12 protein-coding genes are annotated in these 13,899 nt (G+C 64.6%); 4 read left to right on the forward strand and 8 right to left on the reverse strand.

The annotated features are described in order from the left end of the window. Window positions 1–4: 4 nt before the first annotated feature. From ctaD to ACTJKQ_RS11115, 4 genes are all read right to left on the reverse strand, one after another. Window positions 5–1,636, reverse strand: a complete 1,632-nt coding sequence (gene ctaD / locus ACTJKQ_RS11100) for a cytochrome c oxidase subunit I (protein WP_056066001.1) — start codon at window positions 1,634–1,636, stop codon at window positions 5–7. Window positions 1,637–1,666: 30 nt separating this feature from the next. After that, a complete protein-coding gene (coxB, locus tag ACTJKQ_RS11105) occupies window positions 1,667–2,836 on the reverse strand; it encodes a cytochrome c oxidase subunit II (RefSeq protein ID WP_056746812.1) in 1,170 nt (389 codons plus the stop codon). Window positions 2,837–2,895: 59 nt separating this feature from the next. Further along, window positions 2,896–3,372, reverse strand: a complete 477-nt coding sequence (locus tag ACTJKQ_RS11110) for a DUF2244 domain-containing protein (protein WP_440596853.1) — start codon at window positions 3,370–3,372, stop codon at window positions 2,896–2,898. Between the two features lie 152 nt (window positions 3,373–3,524). After that, window positions 3,525–4,427, reverse strand: coding sequence for a methyltransferase domain-containing protein (locus ACTJKQ_RS11115; protein ID WP_440596854.1), 903 nt, complete (start codon window positions 4,425–4,427; stop codon window positions 3,525–3,527). 35 nt (window positions 4,428–4,462) lie between these two features. Between ACTJKQ_RS11115 and ACTJKQ_RS11120 the strand changes: the two genes are divergently transcribed. Together ACTJKQ_RS11120 and ACTJKQ_RS11125 are read left to right on the forward strand one after the other, a co-directional pair. Beyond that, a complete protein-coding gene (locus tag ACTJKQ_RS11120) occupies window positions 4,463–5,185 on the forward strand; it encodes a ComF family protein (RefSeq protein ID WP_440596855.1) in 723 nt (240 codons plus the stop codon). 116 nt (window positions 5,186–5,301) lie between these two features. Continuing rightward, complete coding sequence (locus ACTJKQ_RS11125) at window positions 5,302–5,829, forward strand: tRNA (cytidine(34)-2'-O)-methyltransferase (protein ID WP_056066014.1); 528 nt, start codon at window positions 5,302–5,304, stop codon at window positions 5,827–5,829. Here the strand turns inward: ACTJKQ_RS11125 and ACTJKQ_RS11130 are convergent. From ACTJKQ_RS11130 to ACTJKQ_RS11145, 4 genes are all read right to left on the reverse strand, one after another. Continuing rightward, window positions 5,822–6,763, reverse strand: a complete 942-nt coding sequence (locus tag ACTJKQ_RS11130; protein WP_440596856.1) for a LysR family transcriptional regulator — start codon at window positions 6,761–6,763, stop codon at window positions 5,822–5,824. The genes ACTJKQ_RS11125 and ACTJKQ_RS11130 overlap by 8 nt on opposite strands. Before the next feature lie 32 nt (window positions 6,764–6,795). Continuing rightward, the gene (locus ACTJKQ_RS11135) at window positions 6,796–7,260 is read right to left on the reverse strand and encodes a MaoC family dehydratase (protein ID WP_056066019.1); all 465 of its coding nucleotides are present in this window, start codon (window positions 7,258–7,260) and stop codon (window positions 6,796–6,798) included. A 96-nt stretch (window positions 7,261–7,356) separates the two neighbouring features. Next, a complete protein-coding gene (locus ACTJKQ_RS11140) occupies window positions 7,357–7,974 on the reverse strand; it encodes a ParA family protein (RefSeq protein WP_056066024.1) in 618 nt (205 codons plus the stop codon). Window positions 7,975–8,104: 130 nt separating this feature from the next. Continuing rightward, complete coding sequence (locus ACTJKQ_RS11145; protein ID WP_056066027.1) at window positions 8,105–8,743, reverse strand: LysE family translocator; 639 nt, start codon at window positions 8,741–8,743, stop codon at window positions 8,105–8,107. A gap of 257 nt (window positions 8,744–9,000) precedes the next feature. Between ACTJKQ_RS11145 and kefC the strand changes: the two genes are divergently transcribed. Together kefC and ACTJKQ_RS11155 are read left to right on the forward strand one after the other, a co-directional pair. After that, complete coding sequence (kefC, locus tag ACTJKQ_RS11150) at window positions 9,001–10,911, forward strand: glutathione-regulated potassium-efflux system protein KefC (RefSeq protein ID WP_056746816.1); 1,911 nt, start codon at window positions 9,001–9,003, stop codon at window positions 10,909–10,911. A gap of 916 nt (window positions 10,912–11,827) precedes the next feature. Beyond that, window positions 11,828–13,894: a TonB-dependent siderophore receptor gene (locus ACTJKQ_RS11155; RefSeq protein ID WP_440596916.1), complete on the forward strand. Its 2,067-nt coding sequence runs from the start codon at window positions 11,828–11,830 to the stop codon at window positions 13,892–13,894. Window positions 13,895–13,899: the final 5 nt, after the last annotated feature.

The following is a 13,899-nucleotide window of genomic DNA, read 5'->3' on the forward strand; positions in this document are numbered from 1 at the left end:
GTGTTCAGCCAATCACGCGGGTTGCAGTGGCGTCCAGTTTGGGAGGATTCTCAAACGTGTGGAAAGGCGCGGGGGAAGGAACTTCCCACTCCAGGCCCTCGGCACCGTCCCATGGCTTGGCGGGGGCCTTGGCGCCGTTGCCACGCATGGCAGGCACAACGACCGCTAGGAAGAAGTACACCTGCATCAGACCGAAGCCAAACGCACCCACCGAGGCAATCGCGTTGAAGTCAGCAAACTGCATGGGGTAGTCGGCATAACGACGGGGCATGCCAGCCAGGCCCAGGAAGTGCATCGGGAAGAAGGTGATGTTGAAGGTGATCAGCGAACCCCAGAAATGGATCTGGCCGCGGGTTTCGGAATACATCACGCCGGTCCACTTGGGCAACCAGTAGTACACGCCAGCAAACATGGAGAACAACGAACCTGCCACCAGCACGTAGTGGAAGTGGGCCACCACGTAGTAGGTATCCTGCAGCTGGATGTCGATGGGCGCCATGGCCAGGATCAGGCCGGTGAAACCGCCCATGGTGAACACGAAGATGAAGCCCACAGCAAACAGCATGGGGGTTTCAAACGTCATGGAGCCGCGCCACATCGTGGCGATCCAGTTGAAGATCTTCACGGCCGTGGGCACGGAGATCAGCATCGTGGCGTACATGAAGAACAGCTGGCCGGTCACGGGCATGCCGGTCGTGAACATGTGGTGGGCCCACACGATGAACGACAGGATCGCGATGGACGAGGTGGCGTACACCATGGAGGCATAGCCAAACAGCTTCTTGCGGCTGAACGCGGGCACGATCTGACTGATGATGCCGAAGGCCGGCAAGATCATGATGTACACCTCGGGGTGCCCGAAGAACCAGAAGATGTGCTGGTACATCACCGGGTCACCGCCACCGGCGGGGTTGAAGAAGCTGGTGCCGAAGTGACGGTCCGTCAGCGTCATGGTGATGGCACCGGCCAGCACAGGCATCACAGCGATCAGCAGGTAGGCGGTGATGAGCCAGGTCCAGGCGAACATGGGCATCTTCATCAGCGTCATGCCGGGGGCACGCATGTTCAGGATGGTCACGATGATGTTGATCGAGCCCATGATGGACGAGGCACCCAGGATGTGCATCGCGAAGATGCCAGCGTCCATGGAAGGGCCCATCTGCAGCGTCAGCGGTGCGTACAGTGTCCAGCCCGCAGCGGGAGCGCCACCGGGCATGAAGAACGAGCTGACCAGCATCAGCGCGGCAGGAATCATCAGCCAGAAGCTGAAGTTGTTCATGCGCGCAAAGGCCATATCGGAGGCGCCGATCTGCAGCGGGATCATCCAGTTCGCAAAGCCCACGAAGGCCGGCATGATCGCGCCGAACACCATGATGAGGCCGTGCATGGTGGTGAGCTGGTTGAACAACTCGGGGTTCACCAGTTGCAGGCCGGGCTGGAACAGCTCGGCGCGGATCAGCAGGGCCAGGATGCCGCCGACCATCAGCATGGTGAAGGAGAACAGCAGGTACAGCGTACCGATGTCTTTGTGGTTGGTGGCAAACACCCAGCGGCGCCAGCCGGTGGGGCCATGGTGGTCGTGGCCGTCGTGTGCGTGGTCGCCAGCGTGCCCGTGGTTGTCGAGTACTGCGCTCATGGTGAATTCCTCAATACGATGGGGCGATGATTACTTGCCACGCTGGGCCACAACTTCAGCTGGCTGCACCAGCTGGCCGGTCTTGTTGGACCAGTTGTTCTTGGTATAGGTGACCACGGCGGCGATGTCGGTGTCGCTCAGCTGTGCCCATGCAGGCATGGCGCCGTTGTTCTGCCCCTTGAGCAGCACCTGGATCTGCTTTGCATGATCGGCATCCAGGACCACGGCGGCGCCGTCGAGGGGCTTGATGGGGCCAGCGCCCTTGCCGTTGGCCTGGTGGCAGGCGGCGCAGTTGGCCGCATACACTTTCTCGCCGCGCTTGAGAATGTCGTCCAGCGCCCACACCTTCGTGGGGTCGTCCAGCTTGGCTGCGGCCTTCTTCTTTTGTTCGGCCACCCAGGCGGTGTAGTCCTCGGCGGACACCACCTTCACGTGGATGGGCATGTAGGCGTGTTCCTTGCCGCACAGCTCGGCGCACTGGCCGTAGTAGTCGCCGATCTTCTCGGCGCGGAACCAGGTGTCACGCACGAAACCGGGGATCGCGTCCTGCTTGATGCCGAAGGCAGGCACCATGAAGGCGTGGATCACGTCGTTGGCCGTAGTGATGATGCGGATCTTCTTGTTGACCGGCACCACCATGGGGTTGTCCACCTTGAGCAGGTAGTTGGCGGGAGCGTCCTTGACGTTGCCGCTGTCGGACATCACGCGGTGGCTGCTGTCCAGCGTGGAGATGAACGCCAGGCCTTCGCCTTCGCCCGTGATGTAGTCATAGCCCCACTTCCACTGGTAGCCCGTGGTCTTGATCGTGAGGTCGGCGTTGGTGGTGTCCTTCTGGGCCACCAGCACTTTGGTGGCGGGCAAGGCCATCAGGATCACGATGATGAACGGAACAATGGTCCACACCACTTCAACCGTCACCGACTCGTGGAAGTTGGCAGCCTTCGCGCCTTTGGAGCGGCGATGCTTCCAGATCGAGTAGAACATCACGGAGAACACTGCAACAAAGATCACCGTGCAGATGATCAGCATCATCCAGTGCAGAAAGTGCTGCTCTTCTGCGATCTTGGTGACGGGCGGCGCCAGGTTCAGCTGGTTGACTGCAGGGCCGCCAGGCAGGTCCTGAACGGCATGGGCTGCGGAGCCCACCCATGCACCGGCAATCAGCAGCAGAGAAGCCAGCTTGTTGGAAATGCTCTTCATAGTTCTCACTTACTTCTAAGCCTCAATTTAACCAATCCCTTTCGCGCGCCTGCGTGGGGTCAGGCAGCGCGCAAGGCCATGCGGATCTCCGATGCCAAGGCCGGTCGGAGCTCTGGGCGCACATAGCGCCCCACCTCCACCGAACGGCCCTGCGCAGACAGCGTGATCAGCGAATGGTCTCCCGTCTTGGGCTCTACGCGAACCCGGCTCCGGTCAAACTCCGCGCGCTCCAGCCTGCCTGCTGTCTCCAGCTCCACCACAAGGCGCGAGCCCTGCAATGAAATCCTCTCGCCATCCGCCGCATGGCGACCGTACATGGCGAATGCAATCCCTACTGCCACGATTTCGAGCCAGGCGAAGGGCATCACCAGGTGGGCGCCGAGCATCCAGAAGAATGTCGCGATCCCCAGGGACACCACACACAGCGACAGGTACATCCAGCCCAATTGCGCCGGCGTGACCGAACAATTGCGAACCAGACGCCAGTCAATGCGCTGACCCGACACCGTGGCAAAACGAAAAACCAAGCCCGTCACCGTGAGTGCTCACAAGACTGCCGGCTGCAGCACACGTTGCGCCTTGGGCACAACAGGCACAGCCTGCCAAATTGCGCGGGAAGATGCCCGAAATCTCAATAGCCAAGAATTGTAGCGTGCCTTGTTCCAAGTCATTGACACGCCGTTACAGGTTAGTTCTCAGTGCCGCCCTTGCGCAACATGGCGCGCATGTCCTGCAGCGACACCGCACTGCTGGAACTGACGCGCACCCGGGGTGCAGGCTTGAAGGCATGGCCATAGATGATTTCAAAAGTCAGTGCCAACTGACCATCCTGGCCCGAATCGGCCAGACGCTCAGACAGCACTTCGTAGAGCTTGTCGCGCCAGCGCCGTCCGCGCAATGAGGGAAAGCGATCAGGGTGCAAATTGACACCCAGCTCGCGCAGCTCCTGAACCAGCCGCTCGGGAGTGGCAAATGTGAGCGCGATGCGCTCCATGTCCATCACCGGCTCTGCAAAACCTGCGTGCACCAGCATGTCGCCCCAGTCGTGCATGTCGGTAAAGGCATGGCCCGCAGGCGGCCAGCCCAAGGCGGCGTACGCGCCATGCAGTTCGCGCAGCGTGTCCGGTCCGAGACACGAGAACATCAGATAACCGTCCACCGCCAGGGCGCGGTGCCAGCGGCCAATCAGGTCTTGCGGGTCGGCCGCCATGTGCAGCGCCATGTTAGACCACAACATCTTCACACTGGCATCGGCAGGCGGCCCCATTTGCAGGGCCCCAGCACCCCAGCGGGCGGGGTTCCACCAGGGCTTGGCCAATGCCTGCCGCGCAACGGGTTCGCAATGCGCGCTGGTCTCGTACACCTGGCAGCGCGCCTGCGGGTAGCGAGCACTCACCAGGGCATGCGCCTGCAGACCGCCACGCACTGGGTCCCAGTGGCACCAGGACTCTGGGGCCTGGCGAATCCACTGCAGTCGGTCCTCCATGCGGCGTGCCACTTCTTCGTGCAGCCAGGGGGACGCAGCCGGGGCTGCGGCATGCCAGCGGGCGGCGGCAACAGGATCAATGGTGGGGGGACGCTCGGAGGACATGGGCGGTGCAGAAGGACGCGCGAGTATATTGATTCATGCTCTTTTTGGGTTTGCCAGGGATTTCACGCCGCCTCCACGCCTGGGTGGACAAAGTGCCCAGCCAGTGCGCCGTGTGCCACGCATGGCCATCGCAGCGTGTCTGCAACGCCTGCGTGATGCGGTTCGCCCAGCCCGCCACGCGTTGCCGGCGATGTGCACTTCGGGTGCCCACAGGGGTTGACGTTTGCGGCGCCTGCCTGCAGAACCCGCCCAGCTTCGACGCCTGCATTGCCGCGGTGGACTACGCCTACCCCTGGGCCGACGCCCTGGCGCAGTTCAAGTTTCGCGGCGATCCAGGGTGGGCCAGGGCCTTAGCCACCCTCATGCGCAGCACGCCCTGGATGGAGCCGGCACTGGATGCGGCCGACCGGGTACTGGCGGTGCCCCTGTCCAGCGAGCGCCTGCGCGAGCGGGGCTTCAACCAGGCGGCCCTGCTGGCGAGGCAGCTGGCTGGTGCCAAGGCAGACTGCCACACGCTGTTGCGCCTGCACGCCACCGAGGCACAAAGCGGCCTACCCCGGGCGCAGCGGCTGCGCAACCTGCGTGGCGCCTTCGCCATTGAACCCGCCCAAGCAGCCAGCCTGCGCGGCCAGCGGGTGGTACTGATCGACGACGTGATGACCACGGGCGCCACCCTGCATGCTGCTACGTTGGCACTGCGCGAGGCGGGTGTCGCGCACGTCACAGCCGCTGTGCTGGCGCGCACGGAGCTGGACTGAAAAGCACCAGACAGGTAGCGAACAGGAACCGAGGAGGTAGTGCACACCTACCAAAGGGATACTTTTGATTACGAGCGGTTGCTCAACTCACAGGTCCAACGATGACAATGGCGGTCATGTTCCATATCGTCCTCGTCGAACCCGAGATCCCGCCCAACACCGGTAACGTGATTCGCCTGGCGGCCAACACCGGGTGTTCGCTGCACTTGATCGAGCCCCTGGGGTTCTCGATGGAAGACCGCCAGATGCGGCGGGCAGGGCTGGATTACCACGAATACGCCAGCGTGCAGGTCCATGCGGGCTGGACAGCTTTTCTGCGAGACACCCAGCCGGACCCGACCCGCATGTTTGCGATGACCACGCACGGCTCACAACCCGTGCACTCCACGTGCTTCCTGCCCGGCGACTGGATGGTGTTTGGCGCTGAAACGCGGGGACTCCCCCCCGAGTTGCGCGAAAGCTTCCCCCCGGCGCAGCGCCTGCGCCTGCCCATGGTGCCGGGTCAGCGCAGCCTCAATTTGTCCAACGCGGTGGCGGTGACCGTGTTCGAGGCCTGGCGCCAGAACAGCTTTGCCATGCCCGACGGGCAGGTCATGGTCGAGCCCGAGGGCACGATCATCAGCGGGTTCGCACAGCTCAACTGAGCCGGCCGGACTTTTCCGCCATGGCGCGGGGCACGTGTTCGGTCAGGAAGTCCAGAAACACCCGCGTGCGCGCGGGCAGCATGCGGCCCGAGGGCAGCGCCGCATAAATCGTGTAGCGCGAAAAGATCCAGCCGGGCAGGATGTGCACCAGTTCGCCGCGGGCCAGGTGCTCCTCGGCCAGCAGGCGCGACGTGACAGCCACGCCCGCCCCGTCCACAGCGGCACGCATCAGCAGCTCGGTGCTGACGGACTGCAACACCGCCGGTGCGTCCACTTCTTCATCCGGCACGTCTGCCCGCAGCGACTGCAGGCGCAGCTTGCGGCCGGGCCCTGACTGCAGGCGCACAGGCGCGCTCGAGTCGCGCAGATAGTCGTGGTGCACCAGGTCTTGCGGCTCACGCGGAATGCCCCGGCGCTCCAGGTAGTCGGGGGACGCCACCACAATCGCCTCCCCCTGCACCAGGGGGCGCGCGACGATGTTGGCGTCAAAGTCCTCGCCCGCCACCATGATGGTCACATCGAACTCATCCACACGGCTGGAGGCATAGGCGTCCATGCTGATGTCCAGCATGAGCTTGGGGTAGTAGGCATGCCACACCGCCACCATGGGTGCCAGAAAGTTGGTGGCGAGCACTGGTGCCGCCACGATGCGGATGGTGCCGCGCAGATCGCGCGTGCTGGCAGCGGCAGCGGCCTCGGCATCATCGATCTCGTGCAGGATGGCGCGCACCCGCTGCAGGTACGACTCTCCCGCGTCGGTCAGCGCCAGCTTGCGGGTGGTGCGTTGCAGCAGGCGCGTGCCCAGGTGCTGCTCCAGCTCGGCCACCATGCGGGTGACCACGGGGGGCGACATGTCCATGGCGCGGGCGGCGGCGGCAAAGCCGCCCTCTTCCACCACGCGCTCGAAAATTTTCATGGCTTGCAGGCGGTCCATGGTTCAGACCTCCTGCCCGGTGGCGAACCGGCTCAGGCCGGGGCGCCGAAGTTGCGTGCGAGCGATTCGGCCACGCACACCGGCTTGTCGCTGCCCTCGCGCTCCACGGTCACCAGCCAGGTCATCTGCATGCCATCGGGCGCCACGGGCTCGGCAGCCTGCAGCGTGAGGCGCGCCCGCAAGCGGCTGCCCACCGGCACCGGCGCCGTAAAGCGGACCTTGTTCAGCCCGTAGTTGACGCCCATGCGCGCACCCTCGATGGTCAGGCCCGTCTCGAAGAACTGCGGAATCAGCGACAGCGTGAGAAACCCATGCGCAATGGGCGCGCCAAACGGCCCGGCCTTGGCACGCTCGGGGTCGACATGGATCCACTGGTGGTCGCCCGTGGCCTGGGCAAACAGGTTGACCTGTTCCTGCGTGATGGTGATCCAGTCGGTCACGGCGACCTCCTGGCCCACGCAGGCGCTGACTTCGGAATAAGAGCGGAAGATTTTCATCGTTGCAATGTAGCCCTGCGCTCCGGCGCGCCTTGTCTGCCGGGTGACAGGTGTTTTCCCGAGGGATTGGATGTACGTCGTGCTTCACGCTGTCCTTCAAGAATTGAGCCACGTGCAGATCCCTTGCCACTGCTCCAGGTCGCGTGCCACGCGGCCAGGGGCCACGTCAAACAGCGTGAGGCCGTGTGCTGCCAGGTGGATGTAGTTCTGCGTGTCACGCAGATAGCCCAGCACCGGAAACCCCAGGCTGTCCACAAAATGATGCAGTTGCTCGGCCGCCTTGGTGCGCGCATCCACCCGCATGCCGACGATGCCCACGGGCACCCCGGCGGCGTGGCGGTGCTCGGCCAGCTGGTCCAGAAAGGCCCGCGTGGCAAAGATGTCGAACACGCTGGGCTGCAGCGGCACGATGACCTTGTCAGCCAGCTTGAGCACATCGTTCAGGCGCCAGCCGTGCAGGCCGGCGGGCGTGTCGAGTACCGCGTGGGTGGTGCCCTTGGGCGGGCGGCTGATGACGTCCGAGCTGGTGTCCCAGCTGCCGATGGGGCGCGCAGCGGGCGGGCGCAGGCCCAGCCACAGTCGGGCGGACTCCTGCCGGTCGGTGTCGCCCAGAATCACGGGATGCCCCTGGCTGGCAAAGTAGCCCGCGATGTTGGTGGACAGCGTGGACTTGCCCACTCCGCCCTTCGGGTTGGCGACAACAACTACTGGCATGACAAGCTCCTTGGAATCTGCAGGTCCATGAAAATACAAGCCAAATCAGCCTCAAGCGCAATATTCATATGCGCTAGCAGCTATCAGATCAGAAGCACCCTCTGACACCCCCAGCGGTGCCACAGCCGCCTCAGGCGTGCTGACCGCCGCGCTTGACGAAGAACAGCCCCGCCCCCACCGCCATCAGCAAACCGCCAAACACGCGGTTCTGCGCCCGCACGGCCCGCGCACTGCGCATCAGGCGGCGCAGCGCGCTCGCCCCCGCAGCGTAGCCGTGCATGACCACCACGTCCACCGTCACCGTGGTGGCGGCCATCACCAGCAGCTGTGTCCACAGCGGGCGCGTGTCGGTCATGAACTGGGGCAGCACGGCCACCATGAAGATGATGCCCTTGGGGTTGGTGGCGTTGGTCAGAAAGCCGGTCAGGCAGCGTTTTTGCCAGGTGCCCGCCGACTCGGTCTCATCACCTTGTACCGGCGATTTATCACCAGCACGCCACTGGCAGAAGCCCACATAGATCAGATAACACGCGCCCAGCACCTTGACGATGCTGAACGCCACCTCGGACGCCAGCAGCAGCGAGCCCACGCCCGCACCGGCAATCAGCAAAATCAGCAACAGCCCCAGCTGCAGGCCCAGGATGGTGGCGCCCGTCTTGCGCACACCGAACGACAGACCATGGCTCATCGACAACACAGCCCCCGAGCCCGGCGACACCGCAATCAGGCAAGACGCCGCAAAAAAAGCCAGCCAAGTCTGCAAATCCATGGGTCACCGTGCCTGTGTGCGAAGAAGGGCCCGCATCTTAGCAACGCGGGGCTCCATGCACCATGATCGGCATAAAAACAGGCTCAGGCGCTAGATAATCATGCCTTAACAGCTATCAAATAAATAGCACCATAGATCCAACCCACGGCACCCAACCCAACGCCTTGCAGCGGTGCCAGAATCTGTCACACCCGCCCCGCTCCCCGGGGGCGCGGTGTTCTGCCTCCCCACGACGACCCCCAAGCGCACGCCCATCCATGGAACACGCCCCCACCTGGCTCACCTACGGTTTCCTGTACCTCACCGCCGCCGTGCTGGCCGTGCCCATTGCCAAGGCGCTGGGCCTCGGCGCCATCATTGGCTACCTGGCAGCGGGCATCGCCATCGGGCCCTGGGGCCTGGGGCTGGTGAGCAACGTGCAGGACATCCTGCACTTTGCCGAGTTCGGCGTGGTGCTCATGCTGTTCCTGGTTGGGCTGGAGCTGCAACCCAGCCGCCTGTGGGCGCTGCGTCGCCCCATTTTTGGCACTGGCACCGCCCAGGTGCTGGGCTGCGCGGCGGTGCTGTTCGCGCTGGGTGCGCTGGCCGGCCTGCCCTGGCGCGTGAGCCTGGTGGGCGCGCTGGGCCTGGCGCTGTCGTCTACCGCCATTGCGCTGCAATCGCTGGCCGAGCGCAACCTGATGCGCACACAAAGCGGCCAGGCCGGCTTCTCGATCCTGCTGTTCCAGGACGTGGCTGCCATCCCCATCCTGGCCTTGCTGCCCGTGCTGGGCGCGGCCGCCGGTGAAGGCGCAGGCCACACCCCGGGCGAGATGGTGCTGGAGGTGCTGAAGATCGTCGGCGTGATCGCCGCCATCATCCTCGGCGGGCGCCTGCTGCTGCGCCCCGTGCTGCGCTGGATCGCCAAGAGCAACACCCCCGAGATCTTCACTGCCGCCGCGCTACTGCTGGTGGTGGGCATTGCGTACCTGATGGTGCTGGTGGGCCTGTCGATGGCGCTGGGCGCCTTCCTCGCCGGCGTGCTGCTGGCCGACAGCGAATACCGCCGCGAGCTAGAGGCCGACATCGAGCCCTTCAAGGGCCTGCTGCTCGGGCTGTTCTTCATCGCCGTGGGCATGAGCATCGACTTCGGCGTGATCCTGCGCTCGCCCGGGCTCATGGCCGCCATCCTGGTCGGCTTTCTGGCCGCCAAGGCCGTGGTCATCTACGCCCTGGCCAAGGTGGTCGAGATTCCCTACCAGGAGCGCCCTGTCTTCACCCTGCTGCTGGCCCAGGGTGGCGAGTTTGCGTTTGTGGTGTTCCAGGCCGCGGCCGGCGCCAACGTGTTCCCGGCCGAGACTGCCTCGCTGCTGATTGGGGCCGTGGCGCTGTCGATGCTGATCAGCCCGCTGTTGCTGGTGCTGCTGGACCGGGTGCTGCTGCGCCGCTATGCCCAGCTCAAGACCGCCACGCCCCAGGCCGAGGAAATCTCCGAGCCCCAAGAGGCGCCCATCATCATCGCGGGCTTCGGCCGCTACGGGCAGATCGTCTCGCGCGTGTTGCTGGCCCAGGGCATCCCCACCACCGTGCTGGACCACAGCGTGGACATGCTGGAGGTGGCGCGCACCTTCGGCTACCGCGTGTTCTATGGCGACGCCACGCGGCTCGACCTGCTGCGCATCGCCGGGGCCGAACACGCGCGCATCCTGGTGGTGGCCGTGGACGATGCCGAGCAGTCCCTGCAGATCGCCAAGCTGGCGCGCGAACACTTCCCGCACCTGCAGGTCGTGGCCCGCGCGCGCGATGTGACGCACTGGAACAAGCTGCGCGACCTGGGCGTGACGCTGGTGCAGCGCGAGCTGTTCGAGTCCAGCCTGCAAAGCGCCCACACCGTGCTGGAGCTGATGGGCCTGCCACCCGCGCAAGCCACCGCCATCACCCAGCGTTTTCGCACCCACAACATCGCCCTGGCCGACCGCATGTACCCGCACCACAAGGACCGCGCCAAGTTCATCGCCGTGGCGCGCGAAGGCCGCAACCAGTTTGCGGAGCAGATGGCGCGGGAGCGTCAGGAGAGTGCGGCGCTGGGTGCGGCCGCTGGTGCATACCCGGGCTACGGCGCAACGGAGGATGGCCCTGGCGGGGACGCCCCCTTGAACACCAGCACCTCCGACAAAAACAAACCTTAGCGCTTATCTTTATTGCCCACATTGCTATTCATTCAATAGCATCCAACAGCCCCCAGGAAAGCAGCCAACGCTATCGACGCAGGGCTGCGACCCCTTGTGGCCTCAGTGCTTGCCCTCAACGCAGCCCGCTACCGCCGGCACAGGGGGGCGGCCTCATGGACCCGGCTGTATCCGAACACAGGGCTCAATGAAATACAGCCCGCCCCGGCATCACCGCTCGGCACCCAGGCAACGATGTCGGAGCTGCCCGGCGCTTGCTTCACAAACTCGCGCATGCGGCCATGCTCGTAGGACGCGTTGGCAGGCGATTCACAAAAGAGCTTCGTGCCCGTGTACCGCCGTCCTTCCAAGACATACGAAAACTGCACGTCTGGTACGCCCACACGGTTGCCTCCTCGAGGGTGCTGCCGGGGCACCACGGAGGTGAAGGTCACTGGAACGGTGTAGAAGTTGCACGCAGGTGGAGGGCCGTCGTGGAACAGCATCATGGCCGTGACCCACAGCACGGGGCCCAGGACAAGTGTCAGTCCCAAGACTGCAGCAAAGCGTCTCACCAGACGTCCTCTCAACGATCAGCAGCCCGGGAGTTTGCCCCAATTCGCCATTCCCAAGAAAGGCTGGCGCCCGGTCGCAGGCGACCAAAGCCGGAGCAAAGGAATGCAGCACCATTGTCGCAAAAGATAATCATTCGCATTACAATCCATCACCTTCAGCCAGCCAGCGTCCCGGGACATCACGCGAGCCAGTGCACTCCGCGTTTTGCCCACTCTCCAACGGGACCTCCATGCCTTTCCAGCCCTCTCGCGCAGCCCTGGCGTCCAGCGCTACCCGCACTTTGGCGCATGCCATTCCTTCGGTCTGCCAAGCCCGTCTGTTCGCCCTGACACCCCTTGCCCTCTGCCTGGCCCAGGCCGCAATGGCCCAGCAGGCTGACGCACCGGCAGCAGAGGCCGCGGCCTCTGCCCACAGCGTTACCGCCCCCCAGCTCCAAGAAGTCCGCATCAACGCCAGCACCGAAAAAGACATGGGCTTTGCACCCGTGGAGGCCCAAACCGCCAGCAAGGCGCCCATGCGGCGGCTGGAGACGCCGCAGTCGGTCAGCGTGGTCACGCGCGAGCAGATGGAATCGCGGCAGATCACCAATGTGCAGCAAGCGCTGCAGACCGTGGCGGGGGTCAGCCCGGTCAACTTTGGGCGCCGGGGGTTTGACGATCTGAATATCCGGGGCTTTCGCTCCACCGAGTCCATCCTGGTCGATGGCCTGGTGCAAAGCCCGGGCATGTGGGCCAAGCTGCAGCCTTATGGCTACGAGCGCTTCGAGGTGCTCAAGGGCTCGGCCTCGGTGCTCTATGGCCAGGTGCAGCCGGGCGGCATCGTCAACGCGGTGAGCAAGCGGCCCAAGAAGGAGGCGATCAACGAGGTGGGTGTGGAAGTGGGCAGCTTCGGCCAGCGCACGCTGCAGGCCGACATCAACCGGCCGCTGTCCGAATCGGGCAAGACGGCGCTGCGCATCAATGCGCAGGTGTCCAACGCCGACGACCCCACGCAGTTCGTCTACCGCAAGGACCGGTGGTTTGCGCCCTCGCTGTCCATCGACCTGGGCGCGCAGACCGACCTGGTGCTGTTTGCCACCTACAGCCAGAGCGAGTGGATGCGCCAGCAGGGCATCACGCCGTACGGCACGGTGCTGCCCAACCGCAATGGCACGTTGTCACGCACGATGTTCACGGGCGATCCGAGCTTCGGTGTGTATGACGTGGAAAGCACCACCGTGGGCTATGCGTTGGAGCATCGCCTGTCGGATGCCATGACCTTCCGCCAGAACGTGCGCTACGAGACCGAGAAGGGCACGGGCAACTTCGTCTCCAACCAGGCATTGCAGGCCAACCAGCGGCTGCAGAACCGCCAGGCCTCGCGCCAGTACATGGACTACGACCTGCTGGCCACCGACACCTCGCTGCTGTCACGTTTCGAGGCGCTGGGCGTAAAGCACCAGCTGGTGACGGGCCTGGATGTGCGCAGCGGCACCAGCCTGCTGGCCAGCCGCACCTGCCGCATCGGAGCGCTGGACCTGTTCGCGCCCGTGTACGGCATGCAGGCCACCTGCCCCGAGGCGCTGACCAGCGATGCGCCTTCCAAGCTCACCGTGGCAGGCCTGTACGCGCAGGACCAGATCAAGTTCGGCCAGGGCTGGACGGCCCTGGTGGGCCTGCGCCGCGACTGGTCCACCAACGACACCAACAACCGCGTGGCCAACACGCAGACGCGCCAGAAGGACAACGCCACCACGTTGTCGGCCGGCCTGGTGTACGAGTTCAAGCCGGGCTGGGCCGCGTATGGCAGCTATGGCGAGTCCTTCCTGCCCCAGTCGGGCCTGACATTTGGTGGATCGAACTTCGTGCCCGAAACCGGCAAGCAGTGGGAGGCGGGCGTGAAGTACGAGGCCCCCGGTGGCCAGATCACCGGCGCGCTCGCCGTGTTCGACCTGGTGCGCCAGAACGTGACCACCGCCGACCCGGTGAACACGGGCTTCAGCGTGCAGACCGGCGAGCAGCGCGCGCGCGGGCTGGAGCTGGAGCTGGGCGCCGACCTGAAGAACGGCTGGAAGATCACCAGCGCCTACACCTACACACAAAGCAAGGTCACGCGCGACAACAACGCGGCGATTGTGGGCCTGCCGCTCAACCTCACGCCGCGCCACACGCTCACGGCCTGGGCCACCTACAAACTGCCGCAGTACCAGCGGGTGACGCTGGGCCTGGGCGGACGTTATGTGAGCGAGCAGATCGGCTCGTACCCTTTCACGCTGCCGCCGTACTTTGTGGCCGATGCGTCCGTCAGCTACATGGGCGAGAACTACCGCGTGACGGCGGGCGTGAAGAACGTGTTCAACAAGGCGTACTACGACGGCGCGATCAACGCCAACGTGGTCTCGCCTGCATTGCCCCGCAGCTTCAGCCTGGGTGTGACGTACTTCTTCTGACGCAG

Origin of the sequence: Acidovorax sp. 22279 (assembly GCF_052045435.1) — a bacterium.
Taxonomy (GTDB): Bacteria; Pseudomonadota; Gammaproteobacteria; order Burkholderiales; family Burkholderiaceae_C; genus Acidovorax; species Acidovorax delafieldii.

What these genes read in the sequence shown, in the direction of transcription:
- ctaD (WP_056066001.1), bottom strand. Translation starts at nt 1,636, where the DNA reads ATGAGCGCAGTACTCGACAACCACGGGCACGCTGGCGACCACGCACAC.
- coxB (WP_056746812.1), bottom strand. Translation starts at nt 2,836, where the DNA reads ATGAAGAGCATTTCCAACAAGCTGGCTTCTCTGCTGCTGATTGCCGGT.
- ACTJKQ_RS11115 (WP_440596854.1), bottom strand. Translation starts at nt 4,427, where the DNA reads ATGTCCTCCGAGCGTCCCCCCACCATTGATCCTGTTGCCGCCGCCCGC.
- ACTJKQ_RS11120 (WP_440596855.1), top strand. Translation starts at nt 4,463, where the DNA reads ATGCTCTTTTTGGGTTTGCCAGGGATTTCACGCCGCCTCCACGCCTGG.
- ACTJKQ_RS11125 (WP_056066014.1), top strand. Translation starts at nt 5,302, where the DNA reads ATGTTCCATATCGTCCTCGTCGAACCCGAGATCCCGCCCAACACCGGT.
- ACTJKQ_RS11130 (WP_440596856.1), bottom strand. Translation starts at nt 6,763, where the DNA reads ATGGACCGCCTGCAAGCCATGAAAATTTTCGAGCGCGTGGTGGAAGAG.
- ACTJKQ_RS11135 (WP_056066019.1), bottom strand. Translation starts at nt 7,260, where the DNA reads ATGAAAATCTTCCGCTCTTATTCCGAAGTCAGCGCCTGCGTGGGCCAG.
- ACTJKQ_RS11140 (WP_056066024.1), bottom strand. Translation starts at nt 7,974, where the DNA reads ATGCCAGTAGTTGTTGTCGCCAACCCGAAGGGCGGAGTGGGCAAGTCC.
- ACTJKQ_RS11145 (WP_056066027.1), bottom strand. Translation starts at nt 8,743, where the DNA reads ATGGATTTGCAGACTTGGCTGGCTTTTTTTGCGGCGTCTTGCCTGATT.
- kefC (WP_056746816.1), top strand. Translation starts at nt 9,001, where the DNA reads ATGGAACACGCCCCCACCTGGCTCACCTACGGTTTCCTGTACCTCACC.
- ACTJKQ_RS11155 (WP_440596916.1), top strand. Translation starts at nt 11,828, where the DNA reads ATGGCCCAGCAGGCTGACGCACCGGCAGCAGAGGCCGCGGCCTCTGCC.